We start from the raw sequence: 25,403 nt of genomic DNA on the forward strand, positions 1-25,403 counted from the left end.
CTACCGAGCGTCTGGCATGTCGACCAGGGTGCTGGCTTGCGTGACGCCACTCAGCCCAAAGGCCAGTGATAAGCTGGGCCAGCAATGTTGCCGCCGCGGGGGCGAACACCAGTGTGAAGAGAACGGACAACGGAGAACTCACCGCCGGGAGATGCGATATCACCCTGGGGTATGCAGAGCTCCCAGCCCCGCCAGTGTATCACGACCCCACATCATTTGTCAGGGCCCACTCGCCCCTTGCTTTTCCCCTACACATCGGTTACGATGTAGGCAAAGAAGACTGTATGTATCAAGAGTGTTGGTAGTGGCTATGCACTGTGACCAACCGGCAACGTACCGTAAGGCAACGTGCCCCACCATAGACGGATGCAGATCAACCACTTGGGAGGTCGTGCATACGTGTACGGCCTTCTTTTAATACAAAAAGTGGAGGTTTTCCCATGCTTATTTTTCAAGACAATAATCTGACCGAGGTGCCGTCCGGCGAGGCCGCGGTGCAGGCTCTGATCGACGCGCTGCCGCAGCGCGAGTACGAGAACTTCATCGGCGTCAACGACTACCGCCTGGCGTGGCACAACGGGACGCCGGCGCAGCAGGCGGCGCTTAACGCCATCGTGATTCCGCGACTGACGGCGGCGGCCCAGTCCGTCGCCACCGCCCCCGTGCTGCCCCGCTCCAACAAGCACATCCTGAACTACTACCACAACCACGCGCTGAACATTGCGCGAAACTGGCTGGCCGACTTCGCGGAGGCGGCCGACCTACCCCAGGCGGTGCGTGAGGCGGCCACGGTCGCGACGGCACGGTGACGTCGCGGCGGAATGCCGCCCCCGCCGCCCGATTGCCGTTGACGCCGCCGCGTAAACATGCGATACTGAACGACGGTGCCAAACCACGGTCGGGGTACGGAATCGGCGCTTCGGCGTTCTGAAGGTTCCCGCACCCGACCACTGCCACGAGCTTGCTCGTGGTATTTTTTTGGCCAAAAATCGGTGCCTCCGCGGCGGTCAAGCAAGGGCCACGCACCGCACTTTGCGCAGTCTGCCTGCCGCGCGAAGGTGTTGGGTCCCCACAGCGAAAAACCCGCAAGCCGCAACCGATAGCGGTTGGGTTTGCGGGTTCAGCGGTTACGCGTCGTGCCGATCGTAGGTCAAGGCGACGCTCGCCGACAAAATGATCGGCAGCAGCACCACCAAAATGATCAGCCCGATCATCACGGTGATGGCGACCTGAATCAGCGTCAGCACCCCGGACGGCATCAGGGCGGCGAAGGTGCCGCCGAGAATGATCGCCGCGGAGATGACCACGGCGCCGATGATCTCGGCGGCCTGGACCATGGCGCGGCTCGGCGCCAGCTCTTGGCCGAACTCACGGTACTTCATCATCAGGAAGATGCTGTAGTCGACGCCCAGCGCAATCAGCATGATGAAGCCGAAGAACGGCGTGTTCCACGTCAGCTCAGCCTGGCCGAGCAACGCCGCGCTGAGCAGGCGCGTCAGCGTGAGCGAGGAGAAGTAGGCCAACAGCAGCGTTCCGAGGATGTAGACCGGCTGCAGCAGCGAGCGGGTCACCACCATCAGGGCCAGCGCGATGCCGACCAGCATGATGACGGCGGTTCGCATGAAGTCGCTGGACGCAACGTCGCGGGTATCCGCGGTGAACGCGGTTTGGCCGCCGATTGCCACCGTGGCGCCGGCCAGCGCCGTGCCGCGGAGCTGGTTTTGGACCTCTTTTTGCAGCGCGGTGACCTTGGCCATCGCCTTTGCGGAGGCCGGATCGACCTTGAAAACCAGTGTGAGCTGCGTCGCGGTCTGGTCCTTGGACAGGTACTGGTCAAGCGCCGGCTCGAAGGCCTTGCCCGTCAGCTGAGCCTTGGGAATGTAGAATTCCTTGGCCGCGGCGGAATGCTTGAGGCCGGTGAGGTAGCCGTTGGCGGTTTGAACACCGCCATCGATCTGGGTCAGGCCGGCGGTGGCCGAGCCGAGCCCGGTTTGCAGCTGCGTCATCTGACCGGTCAGTCCGACCAGCGTGTTGTACATGGTCTGCTGCCCGGCGCGTTCCTGTGTCAGGCCGCTGGTCAGGGCCGGCACGTTAGCGGCCAACTGCTGGGAGCCGGCCAAAAGCTGTGCGGCCCCCGACGACAGGCCGGTGGCATTGGCGGCCAGCTGGCTGGTGCCGCTCGCCACCTGGTTGACGCCGCTCACGTACTGCGAGACGCCGCCGGTCAAGGCGGCCAGCTGCCGCGTCATCGCGGCGTTTTGAATCGTGTTTTGGATCGTCTTTTGGCTGCTCAGGTCAACCCCCGAGCCGTTCACGCCGGCGTTGAGCTGCGTGGCGATCTGAACGGCCGCGTTGGAGTTGGTCTGCAGGGTCTTGAGCCCGGTTTGCAGCTGGGTCAAGGCCGTGGTCAGTTCACCGAGCTTGGCGGTCTGGCCGCTCAGCGCGTCGGCCTGGTCCAGCATGCCGGCGGCCGATTGCATCAGCGCCTGCGCGTTCTGCAGCTCGCTTTTCAGCTCGGCGATGTCGTCGTCGCTCGGCAAGGCGGCGGCGAGCTCGCGCAGCTTGGTCAGATCGGGCAGCGTCAAGGCGCCGGCCTGGCTGGCGACACCGCTGATCGCCTTGGTGTTGGCCTGCAGGTTGTCGCTCAGGTTGGCCTGAGCCTTGGTCACAATGGCCTGCGCGGCCTTCTTGGCGGCGGCGCTGGCCGTGTCGTCGGCCACGATGGCCTGCGCCTGCGTGATGATTGCGCGTTCCGCCGCGGTGGCGGCCACGTTGCGCAGCGCCACCTGGGTCATCGTCGTGCGAACCGTCGCCAGCGTCTTGGTCAGCCCGGTCGCTTTGGTCTGCAGCGCGGTCAGATCGGCCTTGGCGGCTTGGAGCTGATCGAGCAGCTTGATGGCGGCGGCCAGCTGCGGTGCCAGCTTTTGCGCGGCGGCCAGCTGGGTTCTCATCGTCGCGGTTTGGGCTGTCAGCGCCTGCATCTGTGTTTGCGCCGCCGCCAATTGGCCGAACGCCGCGGCGTTGTCGGCCAACGCCCCATTGATCTGGGCGATGCCGCCGTTGATGCCGGTTGTGTAGGCGGTCAGCCCCGCCACGGCCAGGGGCAGCGCCTGGGTCTGCTGCGTCAGCTGGGTGACGCCGGCCTCAAGCTGCGGTGAGTTAGCCGCCAGCTGCGTCGTGCCGGCGTTGAGCTGCGCCACCGCCCCCGTGTACTGACCGACGCCTTGGTTCAGGGTGTTGGCCCCGGTCGCCAGCTGCTTGGTGCCGGATTGCAGCTGCTTGGACCCGGTCAGAAGCTGGTCCGTGCCGCTGACAAGCTGCCGCACCCCGGCCAGGCCGCTGGCCATGTCGGCCCCGGCGAGCTGCGAGCTGGCCGACTGCAGGCCGCGGTTGATCTCGCCCAGCCCGGTGCGAGCCTGGGTCATGCCACTGGTCACGGTTCCCAGCTGCTTTTGGACATACAGGTCGCTGATTGCGCTGCCGCCGGGCTGGGTGACCGAGGCGACCGTCTCGATGCTCGGGTCTTGCTGCAGCTTGCGGGTCAGCTGGTCGATCACCTTCAGGTACTGATTGGCCGCCAGCTTCTTGTCACTTTGAATGTACAAAGTGGAAGGCTCGGCGGTGCCCTTGGAGTAATGGGCCTGGATCACCTTGAAGCCCTGCTTGGCCGGCACCTTGGCGCCGAGCTCAACCACGGTGTCGTAGTTCAAAGAACCGTTGTAGCCGAGCAGCACCGGCACCGCGCAAAGGGCGACCAGCACCAGCGCGATCAGCGGATGCAGCACCGAGCGACTGGCCAGCGCCTGCCAAAACCGGCTACGGCTGCCGCCGGTGAAGTCCTTGGTCGGCCAAAACAGCCGCTTGCCCATGGTCGCCATGAAGAACGGATTGAGTGTCAAGAGCACTACCAAAAGCACCGCCACCCCGACGGCAACGCCGACCGCGGATTGGTAGATCGAAAACTTCGCCAGCCCTAGGGCGGAAAAGCCAATCAGCACCGACGAGCCGCTGTACAAAATGGTTCGCCCGGCGACGCGCCGCGCCTTGGCCGCCGCCTCGGTGTTCGAGAGCCCCGCGGCCAGCTCCTCCTTGAACTGGTCGTACAGCAGGATGTTGTAATCCGTGCCAATACCAAACAAGATCACCACCATGAAGACCTGGGTGAAGGCGGAAAGCGGAAAGCCGAGGAACTTGACCAGGTTCATCACCAGGCTCAGGCTGACCAGCAGCGACACGCCGACCGTGGCCAGGGAGATCACCGGCACCACCGGCGAGCGGAACACCAGGATCAGCACGACAAAGATGAACACCGCGGCAATCACCTCGGTTTTCTTGATCCCGGCCTCCGTCGCCTGGTTGAAGTCATCGGTCAGGATGTCGGCGCCGGTCACGTAGGTGGTGACGTGCTTAGTTTTGACCGCCTTTTCAAGCGTCGCGGTCATCTGCCGGACGGTTTGCTGCTTGCCGACCATCAGCTGCACGATCTGGGTCGTGCCGTCCTTGGCCACCAGCTGTTTTTTGGTCTCCGCGTTGTCCGACGGCGCCATGATCGACTTGATGTGGTACTTGGCGCGGTTGTTTTGCAGGAAGGTCACGGTTTGGGCCACGCTTTGCCGCTGGCTTGCCGTCAGCTTGGCGTCGCCGTTGCTGAACACCACGGCCACCTGCCGGGCGTCGCTTTGGCCCTTGCCCCACTTGTTTTGGATGGCCGTCGCCACCTGGCTTTGCATCGTCTTGGGAACGCGGATATCGCCGCGTTCGCGAACCAAGGCGGCGGTGTCGGGCATGCCGGCCACCGCCACGATCACGATGAGCAGCCAGGCGAGCAAGGCGCCGATGTGGTGTTCTAAGAATCGTTTCACTGGGAGTCCTCCTTGTTACATGGCGAGCAGCTGCTCGGCGTTGGTGGTCAGAATTTCGCGCTGCAGCTGCGGCGTCACGACCTCCGCCCCGTTCATCATCTTCACCTCAATGTCCAGCAGCTGGGGAATCCGCGCGAGCTTGGCGCGTTTTTCGAAAAAGTGGTCGAAGTGATGCGCGGTTTGGATCAGCCGCTGCTTCTTGGCCGCCTGCTCACTGCTTTGGGTGAATAGGCTGAGCAGCTGCCCCGCAAGCGGTGAGCTGGTGTAGGGAATGTCGCTGCCGTAGAGAATGTGGTGCTCGTCGGTCAGCGTCAACAGCGTCGGCAGCTGCCGCGGGAACACGGCGCCGGCCGTGTCGAAGTAGACGTGCTGCAGCGCCGCATACAGGTCGCTTTGGTAGGTCTGCTTGACGAACGGCGCGTCGCGGTCGGCCAGGATGCCCAGGAAGGCGCCGGCGTGAGGCACGATCAGGCGAATGTCCGGGAAGCGGTCGAAGAAGTGGTACTTGAGCAGGTTCATGAATGTCATGGTGGTGTCGATGAAAAAACCCATCAAAGGCGTCGGCATGTCGATGTTGACGTTCAGCGGCAGCGCCGCCGGCTGGTTGGGGTGCAGCGCCACCAGCGCTTTTTCGGCGTTCAGCTTCGCGTAGACCGCATCGAAAATCGGGGTGCCGAAGTACAGGCCGCGGGTGTTGGTCGGCACGGTGAAGCCCCGCGCCGAATGGGTTAGGGCCCAGTCGACCTCCGCCACCGCCGCCTCTGCGTAGGGCAGCGGCAACGACGCCAGGTAGCCGAGCTGATCCGGATGCGCCAGCGTCAGCCGCTCGCCCTCCGCGTTGGCCTCCCGGGCGATCGTCAACGTCTCCTGCTTGTCGCCGAAGTTGAAGTGCGGCGACGACAGCGACAACAGCGAGTAGCGGATGTTATGCTGGTGCATGAAGCCCAGCGTAGTCGCCGGCCGCCAGCTCGGCGTCGGCCAGCCGTCGGGGTCGCCGGGAATGTGGCGCTTGAGAGCCGCGGTGTAAACCTGTGGCAGGTAGTGCGTGTGTGTATCGATGATGCCGTCCATGAAGCCATCTCCAAACCAGAATTTTTGTACTCAACACGGTGTTCACAACGTCACTCATCTTACGGTCCCGGCTGACGCACAGCAATAATCAGAATCAACCGGAGTGTTGAGTTAAATGTCATAAAGGGCCGCAGCCGTTGCTACTGGCGGCCTGCCGCTGAACACGGTGTTGATTTATTTTCTGAAACGGGGAATAATTGACTCAAAATAGGACGGGGGAATCGCATTGCACAAGAAGAGCGCTGAAACCGAGGCGAGCATCAAGGCCGCCTTCGTCGACCTGCTGCAGACCAAGACCTTCGAGAAAATCTCGGTGCGTGACCTGAGCGTTCGCGCCGGCATCAACCGCGGCACGTTTTACTTGCATTACGTCGACAAGTACGACCTGCTGACGCAGTACGAAGACCGGCTGGTCGCGACCATCACCAAGCTGTTGGCCACCAATCTGACCGGCACCATGACCTACCAGTCGGTGAAGACCAACGGCATCTACACCTACCCCGTGGTCGAAAACGTCGTGAGCCTGGTGGCCAACGAGTTCGACTTGTTCAAGGTGCTGTTCGGCCCCAACGGCGACCCCAGGTTCGAGCTGCGGCTCAAGCGTCTGCTGCGCGACGCGATTGGCGACGGGCTGGATCGCATCAAGGGGCAGATCACGATGACCAAGTACATCCCTGAGGACTACGCCTGGGAGCTGATTCTCTCCGGCCTCTTCGCCATCATCAAGACCTGGCTGCAGTCACCCACGCCCGAAGAACCCGCTACCATCTGCACCATCATCATGAACACGCGCTTCCTGAGCCCCTACGACCTGCTGGGCATTCGCGAGTAGCCGGCGCGACCCAAAAAGGCGCTGCCACCGATCACCATTGCAGTGATGGGTGGCAGCGCCTGATTCGCGTCTACCTTAGGGCGTGTTTAGAGTTTGTCCCAGATGTTGGCCAAAATGTTGGTCTGCTCGCGATCCGGCCCGACGGAGAAGGTCAAGAGGTCGACGCCGATCAACGCGGCGATCCGCTCGACGTAGGCCCGGGCGTTGGCCGGCAGGTCGGCCAGGGTCTTGGCGGCGGTGATGTCTTCCGTCCAGCCCGGCAGCGTCTCGTAAACGGGTTCGCAGGCCGCCAGTTCCTTCAGGGAGGCCGGGTAGCGGGTGATCAGCTCACCATTGAGCTTGTAGCCCGTGCAGATTTTCACGCTGGCCAGGCCGGTCAGCACATCCACGGAGTTCAGGCACAAGTCGGTGACGCCGGCGACGCGGCAGGCGTGACGCACCACCACGGCGTCGAACCAGCCGATGCGGCGCGGCCGCCCGGTGACGGTCCCGTACTCGTGACCGGCCTCACGAATGAAGTGGCCATCCGCATCGAACAGCTCGGTCGGGAACGGGCCGTCGCCGACGCGGGAGGTGTAGGCCTTGGCGACCCCGGCCACGCGGTCGATGCGGCTGGCGCCGACGCCGGTGCCGGTGGCCACGCCGCCGGCCGGGTTGGAGCTGGTGACGAACGGGTAGGTGCCTTGATCGACGTCGAGCATCGTGCCCTGCGCCCCTTCGAACAGGACGTTTTCGCCCTTGTCCAGCGCCTCGTTCAACAAAACCGTGGTGTCGCAGACGTACTGGGCCAGCTGCTGGCCGTAGTCGTAGTATTCCTCGAAAATGTCATCGAAGGCGATCGGAGCCACGCCGTAAATCTTCGTGAACAGCGCGTTTTTCTCCGCCAGGTTGGCACGGAGCTTGGTCTCGAAGGTGTCTTTCTCCAGCAGGTCGGCGAAGCGGATGCCGACGCGAGCGGCCTTGTCCATGTAGGCCGGGCCGATGCCGCGATTGGTGGTGCCGATCTTGCCGTCGCCCTTGGCCGCCTCCTGGGCCTTGTCCAGCGCAATGTGGTAAGGCAAAATCACATGGGCGCGGTCCGAAATGCGCAGGTTGTCACCGGCGACCCCCTTGGCTCGCAGCGTCGCCAGCTCCTCAACCAAAGACTTCGGGTTGACCACGACGCCGTTGCCGATCACCGACAGCTGGTGCGGGTACAGGATGCCGGACGGAATCAGCCGCAGCTTGTACACCACGCCGTTGTTGTGAATGGTGTGGCCGGCGTTATCCCCGCCTTGGTAGCGGCTGATCACGTTGGCGCCTTGGCTCAGGAAGTCGGTGATTTTCCCCTTCCCTTCGTCGCCCCACTGTGTGCCTACGATAACTACTGTCCCCATGTTGATGTGCTCCTTAATTGCGATGTGCGTTCGCTTAGCGATTGCCACTAGCTATTCTAGCAACAATTGGCCGCCGCGGCAAGTTAAAAGCCGAATGATCCGCTTGAATATTGGAGTTTAAAATCAAAAATCCGAACGAATGTCTTCGGCCGGGCGTAAGTTGTAAAAATATCCGAAGGACGGTCACTTTCGCTCGGTGGCAACGGCGCCTAGGTCTGCCCCGTTCGCCGGCGGGGCCGATCCGGCCGCCGGTGGCTACCTCGGTCCGAACATCCCGCCACCTCGTCGGGGCATTTCCCGGGAAATAATCTATTTTTGGCCGCAACCGCCAGTTGCGACCCTGCGCCAAATTCGGTCTGGCCAGCGGCGCCGGCAACCGCTATCATATGTGTGAAGAAGGGCGGTGACAACCGTGAAATTTGCAACGCAGGTTCGGACTTACCGACAGGAACGCGGCTGGTCGCAGGAGGCGCTGGCGCAGCAGCTGTTCCTGACGCGCCAGACCATTTCAAAGTGGGAGCAGGGCGACGCGACGCCGGACCTCGAGACGCTGGTGCGGCTGGCGACGCTGTTCAACGTTTCACTGGATCGGCTGGTCCTTGGCCAGGCGACCGCGCCGGGCAGCGACGCGACCGCCGACCGGACGCAACGCCCCACCCCCGGTCCCGAGAACACAAACCGCCGCCCCACCTCGCTGACGCCCAAGACCGGCCAGACGGCCTACGACTGGCTGGAGGACAACTGGTACCTCGGCCTGGTCCTCGTGCTGTGGATTTACGTCTTCTTTCATTGACTGTCACCCGCACGAAAGGCGGCGGCCCCAACCGGGACCGCCGCCTTTCGTGTTTCTGCATGTGTGCGGCGACTCACTGCCGCATCCGCGCCTCCTGCAGGTAGGCGTAGATGTGGCCGAACGCCAGCTCCTGCACCGTGGCGAAGGTGAACGGCACGTCCTCGTCGGTGTCGTCGGCATGCATCGTGAAGCCGGTGGCGGTCACGTTCTCCGGCACCCCCATCAGCTGGTCGCCGGATTCCTTACCCCGCACCCGCACGACCCGGTCGAAGGCCGCGGCCGACTGAATCAGGCTGGCAATCAGGTCGCCGCTGGCGTCGAACTCGCGGTCGGCGTTCAGGACCGGCTGTTTCTCCATGTCGTGAGCCGCGACCCACCGGCTGTAAAAGGCGATGGTCTGCAGGTAGTCGCTTTGCGTGGTCACGGTCTGAAGCCCCGTCAGCCGTAGCGCGACGTACCCACCGAATTGCCCGGCCATATCCTTGAGCCGCAACACCACCAGCTCGGCGTTGAGGGCCAGCACCCGGCCGACGTAGAACTGGTCGGCGCCGCCCTTGGGCATCACCGCCACCAGCGCCGCCTGGGCCTGGGCCTCGGCCAAAACCGCCTGGAGCTGGCCGTCGTTTTGGTGAATCTGCGTCGGCAAGTGCTTGAGCTGGTCGCGGTCGGCCTGCAGCGCGGTTTCCAAGTGTAGCTCCAGGCCCTGGAACTCGATGACCAGAACGTCGGAAAAGTCCACCTGCATCACCCGCACATCGGTGTAATTGAACTTGTTGAACACCGACAGCGTCAGCCGGTCCGTGTCGACCGCGGTCACCTGCCCTTCCAGGTAGGCATCGTCGTCGGCCAGCATCACCAAAATCAGCTGGCCGCTTTTTTGCACCTGGGTGGCCAGCTGCAGCGTGAGGTCGCGCGTCGCGTCGAAGTGCAGCGGTGCCTTGATCGCCGGCAGCGACTTGAAGTGCTCCGCGGCGGCGACGCGCATCCGGAAGGTCATGTCCTCCAGGTCGGCGCCGGCGAATTCGACCTGCGAAATCGCGACGAAGCTGATCAAAACCGCCCCGTCGGCCAGCCCGGCGTCGTTGTAGGTGGCGACCAGCACGCTGTTTTTGCCCAGCGCCTGAACGTAACCGGTGTAAAAGTCCTCGGTGTCGCGCTGGTAAATGTTAATCAAAAGCTGCTCGTTCAAGGCAGCCATCAGGCTCATCAGGATGGCATCCACGATGCATCCTCCTTATCCATATCGTTACTGCCCCGGCGTGTAGGCGATCGAGCTGAACTTGTTGTACGATTTCACGAACAGCAGCTTGACCGTGCCTCGAGCCCCGGAACGGTTCTTTTCGATGATGACCTCGACCTCGCCGACGTTTTGGTCGTCGTCATCGTGATTGTTCTCTTCTTCACCATCGCCGTCCGGATCGCGGTAATAGTCGTCGCGGTACAGGAAGGCGACGATGTCGGCGTCTTGTTCGATCGACCCGGATTCGCGGATGTCCGACAGCACCGGCCGCTTGTCCTGGCGCTGCTCGACGCCACGCGACAGCTGCGACAAGGCGATGACCGGGCAGTGCAGCTCCTTGGCGAGTTTCTTGAGCTGGCGGGAAATCGCGCTGACTTCCTGCTGGCGGCTCTCCTGCCCGGAGCCTTCGATCAGCTGCAGGTAATCGATCACGACCAGGCCCAGCGGGGTCTCGGTGTGTTCGTGCTCCTTTTGCAGCTTGAGGCACTGCGAGCGGATCTGCGCCATGCGAACGCCGGGGGTGTCGTCGATGTAGATGCTGGCCTGGCTGAGGCTGCCCATCGCGATGATCAGGTGCTGCCACTCCTCCTCGTTGAGCTGGCCGGTTCGCAGGTGCTGCGCGTCGATGCTGCCTTCCGCACAGAGCATGCGGTTGACCAGCGACTCGGCGCCCATTTCCAGGGAAAACATCGCGACGGTCTTGCCGGTTTTGGTCCCGACGTTTTGCGCAATGTTGAGCACGAACGCGGTTTTCCCGACGGCCGGCCGGGCGGCCAAAATGATCAGCTCGTCGTCGTGCAGCCCGGTGGTCATGCGGTCCAGCTCCTTGAAGCCGGTCGGCAGCCCCGTGATCTCCTGATCGTTTTGGTAGAGCTTGTCGATCTCGGCCATCGTGCTGTTCAGCACGTCCTTAATCGGCTTGAAGCCCGAGCGGGAACCACCGTCGCTGACGGCCATCACCGCGCTTTCGGCGTTTTCCACCACCGTCGGCACGTCGTCTTGCTCGTCGTAGGCGGTCTGAATGATCTGCTCCGAGGTCTCGATCAGCCGCCGCAGCTGGGCCTTATCCGCCACGATTTTGGCGTAGTAGGCGACGTTGGCGGCGGTCGGCACCGCGTCGGCCAGCTCGATCATGTAGCCGTTGCCGCCGACGTCGGCCAGCTGGTTGTTGGCCGTCAGGTAGTCCTCGACCGTCAGCACATCGATGGCGTCGCCGCGGTCCGACAGCTCGGTCAGCGCGTGGAACACCAGCTGGTTGCCGCGCTTGTAAAAATCGGCCTCGGTCACGAATTCCATCGCGCTGATCAGCGCGTCGGGCGACATCAAAACACTGCCCAGCACCGCCTTTTCCGCGTCCAGGTTCGCCGGTGGCATGCGCCTGATCTGATTATCCATGTTCCGACCTCCTACTATTTCCCGGGCAATACGTCTCATCTATCTTATCCGAGTTACCGCCCGGACGCAACGCGCGAAGCGCCGCCGATCCAGGCGCTGTCGGCGGCGTCAGCCCTTGCCCCGTCTGGCTTTGCGGCTCCCCCGTACCGGTCGCCGCAACTAAAAAATCGTGCGGTGGCCGCAGCCAGTCGCACGATAGCAGGCGAGCCGCCGCTCACCCGTGAAGTCCCGCGCAAGTGCTGTCGCACCCGCCGCGGTTGTGATTACTTGAGCTCTGTGATGTGAACGCGAATGTTGGCGTCGACGCCTGGGTACAGGCTGACCTTCACGTTGCGGTAGCCCAGCGCCTTGATCGGCTCCGGCAGGTCCATTTTGCGCTTGTCGACCTTGATCTGGTACTGCTTCTCCAGCGCCTGGGCGATCTGCTTGCTTGGAATCGAGCCGAACAGGCGGGAATCCGCGCCGGCCTTGCTTTGAATCTGAACGACGGTCTTGTCGTTCTCCAGCTGGGTCTTGACGACGACGGCCGCGGCCTTGGCCGCTGCGTCCTTTTTCTCCTCCAGCTTCTGCTGGCCGCGCAGCGCAGACATCGCCTGGGCGGTGGCCGCCTTGGCCTTGCCGTTCTTGATCAGGAAGTTCTGGGCGTAGCCGTCCGGGACCTCCTTGACCTGACCGCGCTTGCCTTTGCCACGCACATCCTCGGTGAAAATAACCTTCATTGTGAGTCCTTCTTTCTTCTTGGGGCTTGGGGTTCATCGACCTACCTGCCGCAACTCGTTGCACCGCCGCGCTCGCCGCAGCGGCGGTGCAACGAGTTGCGCGTGGCCGCGCCACCGACGCCAGGCGCCAGGGCTCGGCGCGTTCGCGCCGGCTAGTTGTTGACCGCCTCGTCTTCGATCGCCCGGGCCAGCATGGTGCGAACCGCGGCGACCGACTCGCCCTTGATCTGGGTGGCCGCGTTGCTCAGGTGACCGCCGCCGCCCAACTTCTCCATCAGGCGCTGGACGTTGACCGAGCCCAGGCTGCGAGCCGAAATGCCGACCTGGTTGTCGGAGCGGCGGGTGATGACGAAGCTGGCCGTGATGCCGTTGAGCGTCAGCAAGGTGTCTGCCGCCTGGGCCGCGATCACGGGGTCGTAAACCCGGTCCGCTTCACCTACACATAATGCCATACTTGGCGCAATCATTTCAATTGTATCGATGAGATGATTCTTCTGAATGTAGCTGTCGATATTTTCCTTCAGCAGGTTCTGGGTCATCAGGCCATCCGCGCCGTTGGAACGCAGGTAGGACGCGGCGTCGAAGGTGCGAGTGCCGGTTCGCATCGCGAAGTTCTTGGTGTCGACCGTGATACCGGCCAGCATCGCCGTCGCCTCCAGCTTGTTCAGGCCGGGAACGCCGGTCGGCTGGTACTCGAACATCTCGGTCAACAGCTCACAAGTCGAGCTGGCGTAGGGTTCGATGTAGACCAGCATCGGGTTTTCGGGGAACTCCTCGCCGCGGCGGTGGTGATCGATGATCACGGTGCGGGTCGAGAGCTTCTCGTACAGGTCCGGCGCCGCGGTGATCGAGGCCTTCGAGTGGTCGACCATCACCAACAGGCTCTTGTCGGTGGCCTGCGACAGCGCGGCCTCGGGCGTCACCACGGCGTTGGCGATTTCCGGATCCTTGCCGACCGCGGTCATCAGCCGCTCGACGTCGGAGTGCAGGTTGGCCGGGTCGACCACGACGTAACAGTCCTTGCCGTTCATCTGGGCGATGCGGCGGATGCCCAGCCCCGCGCCGATCGCGTCCATGTCCGGCCGCTTGTGGCCGACCACGAAGATTTTGTCGGTTTGCTTGAACAGCTCCTGCAACGCCTGGGAGATCATCCGGGCCCGAACCCGGGTGCGTTTCTCCATCGGGTTGGTGCGACCGCCGTAAAACCGCGCCTGCTCGCCTTTTTCACGCACGACGACCTGGTCGCCGCCGCGGCCCAGCGCCAGGTCCAGGTTGGACTGGCTGACCGCGGCCAGGTTCGACAGGTTGTTCTCGCCGTATGCAATCCCGATCGACAAGGTCAGCGGGAAGTTTTGCTTGGAGGTTTCTTCACGAATCTGGTCCAAAATCTTGAACTTGTCGTCCTCGACCTGGCGCAGCGAGGCGAGGTAGCCGATCATGATGAAGCGGTCGGCGGCGACGCGCTTGACGAACATGCCAAAGGCGCTGGCCCAGTCGCTCATCGTGTTGGTGACGTAGCTGTTCAGGTTCGTGATGGCTTGATCATCCATGGTCTGGGTGATCTCGTCGTAGTTGTCGAGGAACACCTGGCCGATGGCGACGCGGCGGTTCTCCGCCTCCGCTTCAATCTTGGCGTAGGGGGTGATGTCCATCAGGTAGACCACGCCGATGCTCTTTTGGATGGTCATGTCGAACTGGTGGCCGCCCCAAGTGATCTTGGTCCTGGCGCTGGAGTCCTGGTTGGAGGTGACCAAGTCGGCCAGCTCGGCGTCGATGGCAGACAGCGGCTGGCCGAGGAACTCGTGGTCGCCGAAGTACTGCTGCAGGTAGGGGTTGGCCCATTCGATCTCGAGTTGCTCATTGTAGATCAAAATCCCGACCGGCATCTTGATCAGCGCCTCCTGCTCGCCGCGTTTGATGCGGTAGGAGAGGTTTGAGATGTATTTGTTCGTGTTTTCGGTAATTCGGGCCAGGGCGAAGACGGTCGCCCCGAGCAGCCCGATCAGGAAAATGAAAAGAAACAGCGCCAGCCAAGGCCGGATGAAGCTGGCCACGATGACGTCGACCACGGCCAACACCGCCATGATGGCGACAATCCAGCGCAGCCGGACGTCCTCCAGGAACGCCGGCAGCTTGATTTTTGCCAGTAGATTTTTCACGTTATCGCTCGCTTTCACAAAGAGGCGCGGGACAGACCCGCATAATAAGGAATTCTTAACCCTAATTTTACCATATTTAGGGTTTTGGGGTGAAACCCCCTTGTTCATTGCACGAGCAAACGATTTCACTTGTCATCGGCGGCGACCCGTTGTACGCTGGTCTAGACAGCCAAGTGGCCACCACGGTCACCCACGCCAAAGGAGGTCCCCACACATGAAAAAATTAGTACAAACCGCCCTGAGCCTGCTGGCCTTGGTCACCATCGGCCTGGGCCTGAGTGCCTGCAAGGACAAAAACGCCATCGGCAATGCCGATTACAAGGTGACGATTCCGGTCACCGTCAAGGGCACCAAGAACAGCCTGACCTATTACTTGGGCCAGGACAAGACCTTCATCAGCGTGATGGATAAGAAGGACGCGAACACCAAGACCGGCTCCAACGGCAACATGGCCTGGATGAGCGGCACCTACAAGGTCGACGGCAAGAAGGTCACCCTGCAGGCCAAATGGGTCGGCACCGTCGAGCAGCCGATTCCAGGCGCGACGCTCACCGCCGCCCAGAAAAAGGCGCTGATCAAGGCCTCGTACCACGGCAAGTACCCCTACGACTTCGCCGGCACCCGCCTGATCACCGACAGCAAGCACAAGGTGATCCGCCTCGAGGAAACCGGCGACGGCAGCAGCTGGACCAAGATGACCGTCAAGGCCACCACCGAGAAGAAGGCCATGCCGAAGAAGACCGCCAAGGCGATGTACCAGGCCGGCCTGGCCAAGCTCAAGGCCGTTCAAACCAAGTAACCGCACTTCAAGCCAACGTTAAGGACCCCGCGATTGCCAGCCAAACGGCTGGCGATCGCGGGGTCCTTTTCGCTGCCGCGGTGAGCAAGCGGGGCCAATTCAAGCTCGCCGCACCGCGAGGCCCGGGCCGGCGCAGCTTGGCGCGGTGAACCGCCGCGGCGTCAGTCTGCGACCACGCGCCAGGTGGCGGCCTTGTGAACCAGCACCACCGCCACCAGCACCAGCAGGCCCATCAAGGCGGCCATGCCGCCGTTGCCGATCACCGCAGACAGGGTCACCCCGAAGCCGGCGATCATCGCCGACAGCGGCCCCACCGTGGTCCAGGCGCCGGAATACGCGCCGACCTTCTCGGGATCCATCAGATCCGCTCGCAGCGTCTGGCTCGGCGGCACCGCGATCATCTCGCCGATGGTCTGCACCACCGCGTTAAGCACCAGCGGCCACAGCGAGTTGAGCAGGAAGGACACGCCGGTCGCCCCGCCCAACAGCAGCGTCCCGAAGGCAAAGGCGCGGCTGGTCGACCACTTTTTGGTCAGCCGGGTCATCAGGGCCATCGTGGTGACGATCAAGATGGTGTTGACCAACGTCAGCACCGACAGCATCCGCTGCCCGTAAAGTGAGATGCCGAACAGCGTGACGGTGCGAAAGTCGCGGTCCAGATGCACCGGCAGGTAGGACATCGGCTGGTTGAAAATCACCTCGACCGCCAGCGACCCGGCGAAAAACACCATGAAGCGCCGGTCGGCCAGCACCTGCGTGTAGCTTCTCACCATGTGCCACAGCGAGCTGGTCACCTGCCCGGTCGGCACGAAGGTCTCGCTCATCGCAAACCGCACGACCAGCCAGGTGACAACCGCCATCAGCGCCATGCCCAGCATCAGCTCGAACAGCCAGTCGCGGAAGAACCAGCCGCCGATGGCCGAGCCGATCATCACCGAGATGTTCATGATCCAGTACAAAAGCGCGTAGATGAAGCGGCGGTTCTCGCTGCTGGACACGTCGATCATCATCGCCTGGGCGGCCGGGTCCTCGAGGTTGCCGCCGACGCGAGCCAGCAGGAAACCGGCGAAGGTCAGCCAAGGCGACGTCCCCAAGGGCGAGTTGGCCAAGGCGGCGATGCCCAGGCCGACCGCCATCAGCCCGTCGCCCCACAGCATGATCGGCTTGCGACCGTGGGCGTCCGACAGGTGGCCACCGAACAGCCCGGCGACAAGCCCGACCCCGGCCGCCACGGCCAACAAAAGCCCCGTGGTCGCGGCGCCGAAGTACCGGGCGTAGTAAATCGCCATGTTCGGCATGATCGTGCTACTCAGCAGCACACTTAAAAAGACGGTCGCAATCCGCAAGCGGATGTTGCGATCGAGGTTCATGAAATCTTTCATTAGTTGTCCTCCGGCAAGGGCTTAACTATAGCACTCGCCGCAGGGGCTCGCCACCACCGTTTGGCGGGACCGCGCCGCCGCACAAAAAAGCGCCGTCGCCAAGACGTCGCTTCGTGAAAAGATTACTGAAAACTGGTGGTGCAAGCCGATCGCACCCACCCGGCCGCGGTCCCCGGTCCGGCCTGCCACGCGGTTGCGGGGCCGCGGCGGCGCGTTGCCGGCCGCGGTCACAACCGCCGCAGGTGACCGTGCAAAACCGCTCGCCACACCGCGCCCTGGCCGCGGTTGGGAACGCCGTCAGTCGAGCTTTTCGCCCATGGTCTCCGTGCCCAGCGCCAGCACCGCCACGACCCCGATCAGAATCGCCACGGTGAAAATGCCGAAGATCAGGCCGAAGCCGACGTTGGCCGCGACCAGGCTGCCGACCAAAAGTGGACCGACGATGCCGCCGATGCGGCCGACCCCGGCCGCCATGCCGGAGCCGCTGGAGCGAATGACGCTCGGGTACTGCTCGGGCGAGTAGGCGTAAAGCGCCCCCCAGGCCCCGAGGTTGAAAAAGGACAGCAGCATGCCGCTGGCCATCAGCGCCGGCAGGCCGGTGGCCAGGCCAAAGCCCAGGGCCGCCAGCGCGGTGCCGACCAAGAAGGTGGCGAGGACCTTCTTGCGGCCCCATTTTTCGATCAGCCAGGCCGCGACGAAGTAACCGGGCAGCTGGGCCAGCGTCATCACCAGCACGTAGCCGAAGCTGTTGATCATCGAGTAGCCCTTGAGCACCATCACGCTAGGCAGCCACAGGAACATGCCGTAGTAGGAGAACACGACCATGAACCACACCACCCACAGCATCAGCGTCGCCTTAGCATACTTGCGCTGCCAAAGCGCGGTCAGCGCCTGAAAGAAGCCGGGCTTCTGGTGAGTCTGGGCCAAAAAGGCCGGCGATTCGTTCAACCCTTCACGGAAGTACAAGGCGTACAAGGCGCAAAGACCGGTCAAAACCATCGCCACGCGCCAGCCCCAGTGCGGGATCACGAAGTAAGACACCACCGCCGCCAGCAGCCAGCCGGCCGCCCAAAAGCTCTCCAGCAGCACGACGGAGCGGCCGCGGTGCTTGGTTTCGACGCTTTCGGACACCAAGGTCGACGCCACCGGCAGCTCGCCGCCCAGCCCCGCGCCGATGATCAGCCGCAGCACCATGAACATCGCGTAGCCCGTGGCCAAGGCGCTGGCCGCCGACCCCAGCGAGAACAACAGCAGCGTCACGATCAGCACCGTTTTGCGGCCGATGCGGTCGGCCAAAATGCCGAACAGCACGGCGCCGATCGCCATCCCGATCGAGCTGACCGAGCCAATCCAACCCATCTGCACCGCATCCAGGCCCCATTCGCCCTTGACCGCGGCGATCACGAAGGACAGCATCCCAACGTCCATCGCGTCGAACAGCCAGGCGACCCCGACCCCTGTGACCAGGCGAACCGGACTCGCCGTCTTCGTCGTCGTCATTTCTTTTGCCATCGTTTTCCTCCCATACCCGGCGCCTTGGCGCCGCTGCCTGAACATTTCCCGGGAAATAATTGCGAATGTCGCGACTCCCACGTCTTGACATCTTATGCCTCAGTATTTTCCTCGCTGGCTACGGATTTGTCAACTTTTTCACGAAGTTTCTGCAACGCATCAAAAAAGCCCCGCGTACACGCGAGGCGGTCGGCCCTCAGCTGAGGCCCTTGGTGTCTTCGTACAAGAAACCCTTGGCGCGAAGGGCGTCCTTGATGGCGGCCAGCTGGTCCGGTGTGTCGTAGCCGATGGTGTGCAGGTGAACCCCGTCGGTCAGCTCGGACAGCAGGTGGCCTTCGCGCTGGCGCAGGTGACCCATGAACAGGTTCACATCCGTGCGGGTGCGAACCTGCAGCTGGCCCTTGATCTGGCCGTAGACCGGGTGTTCGACCAGCACATCGAGGATGGCGCCGCCCAGGTCGACCACCGTGTTCATCTCCTCACGCGCCTGCTCCGGCGTGTGGCGGCACACGATGACGGCCTCGTGGCGCGGCTTTTCCTCGTACTGGTAGCCCTGCGGCGTGGCGATGATGGCCTCACCCTGGGCCCGCATCAGCGCGATGTCGCCGACCACGGTCTGGCGACTGACACCGAACCGCTGGCCGAATTGGTTCGCGGTGATCGGTGCGTTGTTATCAGCTAAGGCGGCCCGGATTTGGGCCTGCCGTTCAGCACTCGTTAGCATCACATTACCCCCTGATCTCTGCTTGGCGGCTTTGGATTCCGCCGTTCACTGGTATATTACCGCAAAATCGCGCCGTGCAACAGACGCAAAAGGCGGTCTCTGTGGCGAGGCCGCCTTTTGGGCTAGTGTCGGGCCGCCAAGCTGCGGTGGCAGCGGGGCCGGGCTGACCGCTCGGGGCCACCGGCCACCGGTTAGCGGCATCAACCGCCTGCCGCCGGCGTTACGCCAGCGACTTTTCGGCCGAGAGCTTGCGCAGCCCCATGCGAATGATCTTGTCGATTTCGGTCACCACCAGGGTGATGAAGCCGATGGCCACGGCGATGCCCCACTCGCGCAGGGTCATCGGTGCCGTGACGAAGACGTGTTGCATGAACGGAATGTAGGTCAACGCCAGCTGCAGCGCCATCATCGCACCGATGATTGCGAAGGCCATCGGGTTGGTGAACAACTGCTTGGAGAAGGCCAAGGCGTGGGTGCGGATGTTGAACAGGTAGAAAATTTTGCCCAGGATGATGATGTTGACCATCATCGTGCTGGCCGTCGCCGCATCCACCAGGTGGTTGTCCAGCAGGTAGTCATGGGCGAGCAGGCCCAGCCCCGAGATCATGATCGAGACGTAGATCAGCTGGAAGACGTCGTGCTTGTTCATCATCGACACGCCGTTGCGCCGCGGCGGCCGGGTCATGATGCCGGCCTCGGCCGGCTCGAAGATGAAAGCCAGCTGGATTGTGATGGCCGACACCATGTTGATCCAGAGCATCTGGCTGGCGTTCAGCGGCATGTCGTCTTGGGTCAAAATGGTGAAGGCAATCACGAGTCCCTCGGCGAAGCTGGTCGGCAAAAGGAACAGGATGCTCTTTTTGATGTTGTCGTAGATCCGGCGGCCCTGCGCGATCGCGCGTTCCATCGTGGTGAACTTGTCGTCGGTCAGGATCATGTCGGCGGCGTCCTTGGCCACGTCGGTCCCGGACTTGCCCATCGCCACGCCGATGTCGGCCTTCTTCAGGGCAGGCGCGTCGTTGACCCCGTCGCCGACCATCGCGGTGACGTTGCCGGCCTCCTGCAGGGTGGTGATGATGGCCAGCTTGTCGGCCGGCGTGGTGCGGGCGAACACATCCGCCCCCACCATGGCCCGGCGCCGGTCTTCTTCACTCATCTCGGCCAAAGCGGTCCCGGTGACCACCACCGGCGACTCGGCCAGGCCCAGCTTCTTGGCAATCGCCAAGGCGGTGTCCGGGTGATCGCCGGTGATCATTTTCACCTTCACGCCGGCGCGGCGCATGGTGCGAATCGACTGGATGACCTCCTCGCGCGGCGGGTCGATGATGGCCGCCAAGCCGAGGAAGGTCATGCCGCTTTCGCAAAAATCGGTGTCGATTTCGTCGACCATGCTTGGCACGTCGCGGCTGGCCACGGCGATCACGCGCTGGCCGTTTTGGCTGTACTGCTTGGTCAACGCCAGGTAATGCGCGGCGTCAAAGTCCGGATCGGCCGCCGTCGCCATCGGTAGCACCTTGTCCGGCGACCCCTTCAGGTAGACGCGGCGGGTGCCATCCGGCAGCTCGACCAGCTTGGCCATGAAGCGGTAATCCGAGTCGAACGGCAGCATGTCCAGTTCTTCACCTGCCGGCTCGCTGGTGTTGCCTTTGTAATAAGCGGTCAAAAAGGCGCCGTCCGTCGGCTCCCCGTTGATCTGGTAGTCGCCGTCGATTGCGGCCAACGTCGTATCGTTGGCCTGGAACCCGGCCGTCAGCAGCGCGGCGAGGTCCTCGTGATCCGCCGGGGTCACCGTGGTTTCGGCGAGCTTGAACTCCCCGGTCGGCGCGTAGCCGGTACCGGTCACGGCGTAAGTGTGCTGCGGGGTGACGATCTGGGTGATGGTCATCTCGTTTTTGGTCAGCGTCCCGGTCTTGTCGGTCGCGATGATGTCCACGGAGCCCAGCGTTTCAACCGCCGGCATCGTCTTGACGATGGTGTTCTCCTTGTGCATCAGCTGCTGCATGCCCCGAGCCAAAACCACCGCGGTGGTCGCCGGCAGCCCTTCCGGCATCGAGCCGACGATCATCGTGACCACGGCCAGCGCCAGGGTCCCCAGCGTGTAGTGGCCGGACCACCAGCCCAGCCCGAACAAGAGGACGGCGGCGATCAAAATCCCGTAGGACAGGCCGGAGCCCAGCCCATCGAGTTCCTTCATCAAAGGCGTCTTGCCCTTGCGAACATCGGCGACGGCCTGCGAGATTTTACCAATCTCGGTGTCCTGGCCGATTGCGACCACCAGCCCCATCCCGGAGCCGGAGGCCACCGCCGTCGAGGCGAAGGCCATGTTGGTCTGCTCGGCCAGCGGCGTGTCGGCCGGCAGCGCATCGACTTGCTTATCCACCGAATTGCTTTCCCCGGTCAACGCCGACTCCTGAATCGACAGGTTGTCGACGTCGAACAGGCGCAGGTCGGCCGGCACGTTGTCGCCGGCCTCAAGAAAGACGACGTCACCCACGACCAGCTCGGCGGTGTCGACATCGACGCGCTGACCATCGCGGTAAACCGTCGCAGTGTGGGCCAGCATCTGTTTGATTTTCTCCAGCGCGTTGGACGCGTTGGCTTCCTGGTAATACCCAATCACCGCATTGATAATAATAACCAGCGCAATAATAATTGTATCCGTCGTGTGGCGCATCGCGATCGTCAAAACCGCGGCCCCAATCAGGATATAAATAATTATATTATTGAACTGACGGAGAAAGATGACCCACTTCGGGGTTGTGTGCGACTGCAAGGCGTTGGGCCCGTTCTCGGCCAGGCGGCGCTTGGCCTCCTGGCTACTCAGGCCAGCATCCAAGTCCTCAACGTGTAACTCCTCCTGCAGCGAGGCAACCTCAACGTGGGTCATCGGCCTCTGTTCAGCGGGATCGTCCATATACCATCATCCTTTTACAATTTATTTAGCTGTCCGTGCGTTGCCGCGCGGTTCTCATTCCTTAATTTTACGGTACGGCTAATTTTTGTGCAAGTGGTCAAATTTAGTTATTATAGCGCTTTATTCGGCGCCGCCAAAAAGGCACCCGCATTGCTGCAGGTGCCAGTTTGTGGGTTGGCGATTACCGCTTCGGCAGTCGCAAGAAGGCCTCTAGTCCGACCACATCGACCAGCTGTAGCTGGCCGACAACCCGAACATCCGTGAACAAATCGGCATTCAGTCGCGTCCCAGTATCAATCCACGATGCCTTGCGAAGACCGGCCCCACGCCAATCCATGATTTCATAGTAATACTGCCTGATTTTGAGTGATTTGGTCTGGAACTGCGAGGTGATTTTGTAGGCGGCGCGAGGCTGGTCCGGATCATAGGTGCCAAGAATCAGCGCCGGCCGAACTTTGCCACCAGGCCGGTCCTGAAACCTGACGAAGGTGATGACCACCTCAGTATTCATCATCTTCGTCATCTCCAAGCAGGTAGTCGGCAACTTCCTTCTTGGTGGTTAGAAACGGAGTGGCCTGGTCGTGAACCGCGCTGATGAGCGCAATTTCGGCCTTTTGTCGGTCCGTCAGTGCTAAGTCGAACGGAACTCGGCCCTCCGCTGCAATTTTGGCCCAAAGCGCGTCGATGACCTCAGTCGTGCTGATGCCCAGTGTCTTGAGAATGTAGCGAACCTTGAGATCAATGTCGCGATCCACATCGGCTTGAATTCGATTCTTCACATCCATGCAATCACCTCCTAGGTTAATTATAGCCGAGACGTTCGCGGGTGAAAACTTTTAGGTGTGAAACACAACGTGCTGACGGCTAGGTTTTTACGTTGACAAATGTAAACTAAGTGTTAGACTGAAATCGAGATTTACAAATGTAGATAATAGTTGTCACGAAAAAAGGAGAAACCGATGACAAACAAACAGGAGACGCATCCCCAAGTTGCAAAGCAAACGAAAGATGCCACGACGGCCAACGCCAAAACCGACATGCGCGGCATGGACATGGGCCACGGCGACCACTCGCACGACGCGGCCGGCATGGACATGAGCCACGGCGACCGCTCGCACGACATGCCCGGTATGGACATGGGCCACGGCGGCCACTCGCACGACATGCCCGGCATGGACATGGGCCACGGCGACCACTCGCACGACGCGGCCGGCATGGACATGGGCCACGGCGGCCACATGGGCAACTTCAAGCGGCGGTTTTGGGTGTCGTTGGTCGCCGCCTTGCCGGTGTTCGTGCTGTCCCCGTTCATGGGGCTCCACCTGCCGTTTCAGCTGACCTTCCCCGGCTCGGACTGGGTGGTGCTGGTTTTGGCCAGCTTCCTATTTTTCTGGGGCGGTCAGCCGTTTTTCAGCGGGGCGAAGGCGGAGCTTAAGGCCAAGAGCCCGGCGATGATGACCCTGATCACGATGGGCATCGGCGTCGCGTACGGCTACAGCCTCTACGCGTTCGTCAACAACCACCTGCTCGGCGGCCGCCACGTGATGGACTTCTTCTGGGAGCTTGCCAGCCTGATCGTCATCATGCTGCTGGGCCACTGGATCGAGATGACGGCGACCATGCGTGCCGGCGATGCGCTGTCCGGGCTGGCCAAGCTGCTGCCGGGCCAGGCGCATGTGCAGCAGGCCGACGGCACCACCCAAGACGTGCCGCTGGCGGCCCTGACCACGGGGCAGTCCGTCGTGATTCGCGCCGGGGAAAAGGTGCCGGCGGATGGCACCGTCACCGCCGGTCAAAGCGCGGTCAACGAGGCGCTGGTGACCGGCGAGGCCAAGGCGGTGGCCAAAACCGTCGGCAGCCAAGTCATCGGCGGGGCGGTCAACGGCAACGGGACGCTGACGGTGACGGTGACCGCGACCGGGGAAACCGGCTTTTTGGCCCAGGTCGGGCAGCTGGTCAGCCAGGCCCAGGCCGAAAAATCCCGGGCCGAAACCGCGGCCGACCGCGTGGCGAAGTGGTTGTTCTACGCTGCACTAGCGGTCGGACTGGTGGCCTTTTTCGCATGGTTGGCCGTCGCCGACCTGAACGTCGCCCTCAACCGCTTGGTGACGGTGCTGGTGATCGCCTGCCCCCACGCCCTGGGGCTGGCGATTCCGCTGGTGGTCTCCCGCAGCACCAGCCTGGCCGCGACGCACGGTCTGCTGATCCGCGACCGCCGCGCCATCGAGCAGGTTCGCCACCTGGACGTGGTGCTGATGGACAAAACCGGGACGCTGACCGAGGGTGTGTTCAAGGTCAACGCGGTGCGGTCCCTGACCCCGACGCTCACCGACAACGCGGTGATGACGCTGTTGGCCCAGCTCGAGGCGACCTCGAGCCACCCGCTGGCGACCGGCATCCTGACCGCCGCCAAGGCCGCGGGGCTCACCGCCCCGGCCGCGACGAACGTGCAGACGGTGCAAGGCGTCGGGCTCACCGGCACCATCGCCGGGCAAGACTACGCGGTGGTGACCGCAAGCTACCTGCGGCGGTCGCACCTGGTTTTTGACGAAAAACAGTTCCAGCAGCTGGCCGCGGCCGGCAACTCGGTCAGCTACCTGACGCAGGGCGACCAGGTCCTCGGCCTGGTGGCGCAAGGCGACCAGATCAAGCCGCAGGCCAAGGCGCTGATTGCGGCGCTGAAGAAGCGCGGCATCCAACCGGTGATGCTGACCGGCGACAACGCGCCGGCGGCAGCGGCCGTCGCGGCCCAGCTCGGTGGCCTCACCGTCCATGCCGAGCTTAAGCCGGCCGACAAGGCGCGGCTGGTCCACGACTACCAGACCCGCGGCCACCGCGTGATGATGGTCGGCGACGGGGTCAATGACGCGCCGAGCCTCGCCTCGGCCGATGTCGGCGTGGCGATCGGCGCCGGCACCGACGTCGCGATCGAATCCGCCGACGTCATCCTGGTTCGCAGCAACCCGCAGGACATTTTGAACTTCCTGAACCTTGCCCAGGCGACCAACCGCAAAATGACCGAGAACCTCTGGTGGGGTGCCGGCTACAACATCGTCGCCATCCCCCTGGCGGCCGGGCTGCTCGCCGGCGTCGGCATCGTCTTGAGCCCGGCGGTCGGCGCGATTATCATGTCGCTGTCGACCGTCGCGGTGGCGGCCAACGCGCTGACGCTGCGGCTCAAGTAGGCGCCAGGCGACACGAGGCGACGCGAGGCGACGCGAGGCGGCCGCGGCCGCCGGACGGCTGGTCTCATGCTGAGGCCAATCGTCCGCTCCCCCAGCGACCTCGCCACTATTTTTCACGCAACCCCCGCAGAATCTTGACGGGCTGTCCATAGTTTCTTCACAGGTCGCCGGTAGTATTGGAAACATAGAAATGAGCCAGCCACTTACTTCTACCCCAACCACTTTTCTTCATCTTGGTCCTCCCAGACCACATCCAAACCAATCCGATCCGTCCCCCTAAGCGGATCCACTCCAAACACGGTCCTCCCAGACCCAACCAATCAGTCCCCCTAAGCTGAATTGGCCCAACACCCCCGCTGCCCGAACAGCGGGGGTTGTTTGTGCAAAAAAGGCCAGCACTTGCCGCGAGCTTTGCAAAATCTTGACTTCCTCAACACAGT

The 25,403-nt window shown here is 62.8% G+C and carries 18 protein-coding genes; 5 read left to right on the plus strand and 13 right to left on the minus strand.

All coding sequences use genetic code 11. The annotated features are described in order from the left end of the window. The first annotated feature begins 440 nt into the window (after positions 1-440). Positions 441-809: a hypothetical protein gene (locus tag NUH19_RS07715; RefSeq protein ID WP_262315978.1), complete on the plus strand. Its 369-nt coding sequence runs from the start codon at positions 441-443 to the stop codon at positions 807-809. A gap of 318 nt (positions 810-1,127) precedes the next feature. Here the strand turns inward: NUH19_RS07715 and NUH19_RS07720 are convergent, their stop codons facing one another. Further along, entirely contained in the window at positions 1,128-4,862 is a 3,735-nt protein-coding gene (locus tag NUH19_RS07720; protein ID WP_262315979.1) for an MMPL family transporter, read from the minus strand. Between the two features lie 15 nt (positions 4,863-4,877). Then, positions 4,878-5,933, minus strand: a complete 1,056-nt coding sequence (locus NUH19_RS07725) for an amidohydrolase family protein (protein ID WP_262315980.1) — start codon at positions 5,931-5,933, stop codon at positions 4,878-4,880. 226 nt (positions 5,934-6,159) lie between these two features. Between NUH19_RS07725 and NUH19_RS07730 the strand changes: the two genes are divergently transcribed. After that, positions 6,160-6,765, plus strand: coding sequence for a TetR/AcrR family transcriptional regulator (locus NUH19_RS07730; protein WP_262315981.1), 606 nt, complete (start codon positions 6,160-6,162; stop codon positions 6,763-6,765). Between the two features lie 86 nt (positions 6,766-6,851). Here NUH19_RS07730 and NUH19_RS07735 read toward each other — a convergent pair whose 3' ends face one another. Continuing rightward, on the minus strand, positions 6,852-8,141 hold the full coding sequence (locus tag NUH19_RS07735; protein WP_262315982.1) for an adenylosuccinate synthase: 1,290 nt from the start codon (positions 8,139-8,141) through the stop codon (positions 6,852-6,854). Between the two features lie 412 nt (positions 8,142-8,553). Between NUH19_RS07735 and NUH19_RS07740 the strand changes: the two genes are divergently transcribed. Next, positions 8,554-8,934 (plus strand): helix-turn-helix domain-containing protein, encoded by a 381-nt coding sequence (locus tag NUH19_RS07740; RefSeq protein WP_262315983.1) that lies wholly within the window; start codon positions 8,554-8,556, stop codon positions 8,932-8,934. Between the two features lie 73 nt (positions 8,935-9,007). Here the strand turns inward: NUH19_RS07740 and NUH19_RS07745 are convergent, their stop codons facing one another. From NUH19_RS07745 to NUH19_RS07760, 4 genes are all read right to left on the minus strand, one after another. Continuing rightward, a complete protein-coding gene (locus tag NUH19_RS07745; RefSeq protein WP_262315984.1) occupies positions 9,008-10,156 on the minus strand; it encodes a hypothetical protein in 1,149 nt (382 codons plus the stop codon). A gap of 24 nt (positions 10,157-10,180) precedes the next feature. After that, positions 10,181-11,569 (minus strand): replicative DNA helicase, encoded by a 1,389-nt coding sequence (gene dnaB / locus NUH19_RS07750; RefSeq protein ID WP_262315985.1) that lies wholly within the window; start codon positions 11,567-11,569, stop codon positions 10,181-10,183. 263 nt (positions 11,570-11,832) lie between these two features. Next, entirely contained in the window at positions 11,833-12,288 is a 456-nt protein-coding gene (gene rplI, locus NUH19_RS07755; RefSeq protein ID WP_262315986.1) for a 50S ribosomal protein L9, read from the minus strand. A 152-nt stretch (positions 12,289-12,440) separates the two neighbouring features. Continuing rightward, on the minus strand, positions 12,441-14,447 hold the full coding sequence (locus tag NUH19_RS07760) for a DHH family phosphoesterase (protein ID WP_262315987.1): 2,007 nt from the start codon (positions 14,445-14,447) through the stop codon (positions 12,441-12,443). Positions 14,448-14,661: 214 nt separating this feature from the next. On the opposite strand from NUH19_RS07760, the gene NUH19_RS07765 reads away from it, so the two are divergent. Further along, entirely contained in the window at positions 14,662-15,246 is a 585-nt protein-coding gene (locus tag NUH19_RS07765; protein ID WP_262315988.1) for a hypothetical protein, read from the plus strand. 161 nt (positions 15,247-15,407) lie between these two features. Here NUH19_RS07765 and NUH19_RS07770 read toward each other — a convergent pair whose 3' ends face one another. The 6 genes from NUH19_RS07770 to NUH19_RS07795 form a co-directional block, all read right to left on the minus strand. After that, positions 15,408-16,628, minus strand: coding sequence for an MDR family MFS transporter (locus tag NUH19_RS07770; protein ID WP_262315989.1), 1,221 nt, complete (start codon positions 16,626-16,628; stop codon positions 15,408-15,410). 297 nt (positions 16,629-16,925) lie between these two features. Next, on the minus strand, positions 16,926-18,140 hold the full coding sequence (locus NUH19_RS07775; protein ID WP_338085548.1) for an MFS transporter: 1,215 nt from the start codon (positions 18,138-18,140) through the stop codon (positions 16,926-16,928). 196 nt (positions 18,141-18,336) lie between these two features. Further along, a complete protein-coding gene (locus NUH19_RS07780) occupies positions 18,337-18,864 on the minus strand; it encodes a transcription repressor NadR (protein ID WP_262315990.1) in 528 nt (175 codons plus the stop codon). A 220-nt stretch (positions 18,865-19,084) separates the two neighbouring features. Beyond that, positions 19,085-21,778 (minus strand): HAD-IC family P-type ATPase, encoded by a 2,694-nt coding sequence (locus tag NUH19_RS07785; protein ID WP_262315991.1) that lies wholly within the window; start codon positions 21,776-21,778, stop codon positions 19,085-19,087. Positions 21,779-21,959: 181 nt separating this feature from the next. Further along, complete coding sequence (locus tag NUH19_RS07790) at positions 21,960-22,292, minus strand: toxin MazF (RefSeq protein WP_262315992.1); 333 nt, start codon at positions 22,290-22,292, stop codon at positions 21,960-21,962. Next, on the minus strand, positions 22,279-22,563 hold the full coding sequence (locus NUH19_RS07795; RefSeq protein WP_262315993.1) for a type II toxin-antitoxin system RelB/DinJ family antitoxin: 285 nt from the start codon (positions 22,561-22,563) through the stop codon (positions 22,279-22,281). Before NUH19_RS07795 ends, NUH19_RS07790 begins: the two co-directional genes overlap by 14 nt. 174 nt (positions 22,564-22,737) lie before the next feature. Between NUH19_RS07795 and NUH19_RS07800 the strand changes: the two genes are divergently transcribed. Next, complete coding sequence (locus NUH19_RS07800) at positions 22,738-24,963, plus strand: heavy metal translocating P-type ATPase (protein WP_420844678.1); 2,226 nt, start codon at positions 22,738-22,740, stop codon at positions 24,961-24,963. Positions 24,964-25,403: the final 440 nt, after the last annotated feature.

Origin of the sequence: Lacticaseibacillus parakribbianus, assembly GCF_025490915.1 — a bacterium.
GTDB classification, from domain to species: domain Bacteria; phylum Bacillota; class Bacilli; order Lactobacillales; family Lactobacillaceae; genus Lacticaseibacillus; species Lacticaseibacillus parakribbianus.

Bases quoted from the DNA above. Each gene is read 5' to 3' on its own strand.
- NUH19_RS07715 (WP_262315978.1), top strand. From the start codon at position 441: ATGCTTATTTTTCAAGACAATAATCTGACCGAGGTGCCGTCCGGCGAG.
- NUH19_RS07725 (WP_262315980.1), bottom strand. From the start codon at position 5,933: ATGGACGGCATCATCGATACACACACGCACTACCTGCCACAGGTTTAC.
- NUH19_RS07735 (WP_262315982.1), bottom strand. From the start codon at position 8,141: ATGGGGACAGTAGTTATCGTAGGCACACAGTGGGGCGACGAAGGGAAG.
- dnaB (WP_262315985.1), bottom strand. From the start codon at position 11,569: ATGGATAATCAGATCAGGCGCATGCCACCGGCGAACCTGGACGCGGAA.
- rplI (WP_262315986.1), bottom strand. From the start codon at position 12,288: ATGAAGGTTATTTTCACCGAGGATGTGCGTGGCAAAGGCAAGCGCGGT.
- NUH19_RS07765 (WP_262315988.1), top strand. From the start codon at position 14,662: ATGAAAAAATTAGTACAAACCGCCCTGAGCCTGCTGGCCTTGGTCACC.
- NUH19_RS07770 (WP_262315989.1), bottom strand. From the start codon at position 16,628: ATGAAAGATTTCATGAACCTCGATCGCAACATCCGCTTGCGGATTGCG.
- NUH19_RS07775 (WP_338085548.1), bottom strand. From the start codon at position 18,140: ATGGCAAAAGAAATGACGACGACGAAGACGGCGAGTCCGGTTCGCCTG.
- NUH19_RS07780 (WP_262315990.1), bottom strand. From the start codon at position 18,864: ATGCTAACGAGTGCTGAACGGCAGGCCCAAATCCGGGCCGCCTTAGCT.
- NUH19_RS07785 (WP_262315991.1), bottom strand. From the start codon at position 21,778: ATGGACGATCCCGCTGAACAGAGGCCGATGACCCACGTTGAGGTTGCC.
- NUH19_RS07790 (WP_262315992.1), bottom strand. From the start codon at position 22,292: ATGATGAATACTGAGGTGGTCATCACCTTCGTCAGGTTTCAGGACCGG.
- NUH19_RS07795 (WP_262315993.1), bottom strand. From the start codon at position 22,563: ATGGATGTGAAGAATCGAATTCAAGCCGATGTGGATCGCGACATTGAT.
- NUH19_RS07800 (WP_420844678.1), top strand. From the start codon at position 22,738: ATGACAAACAAACAGGAGACGCATCCCCAAGTTGCAAAGCAAACGAAA.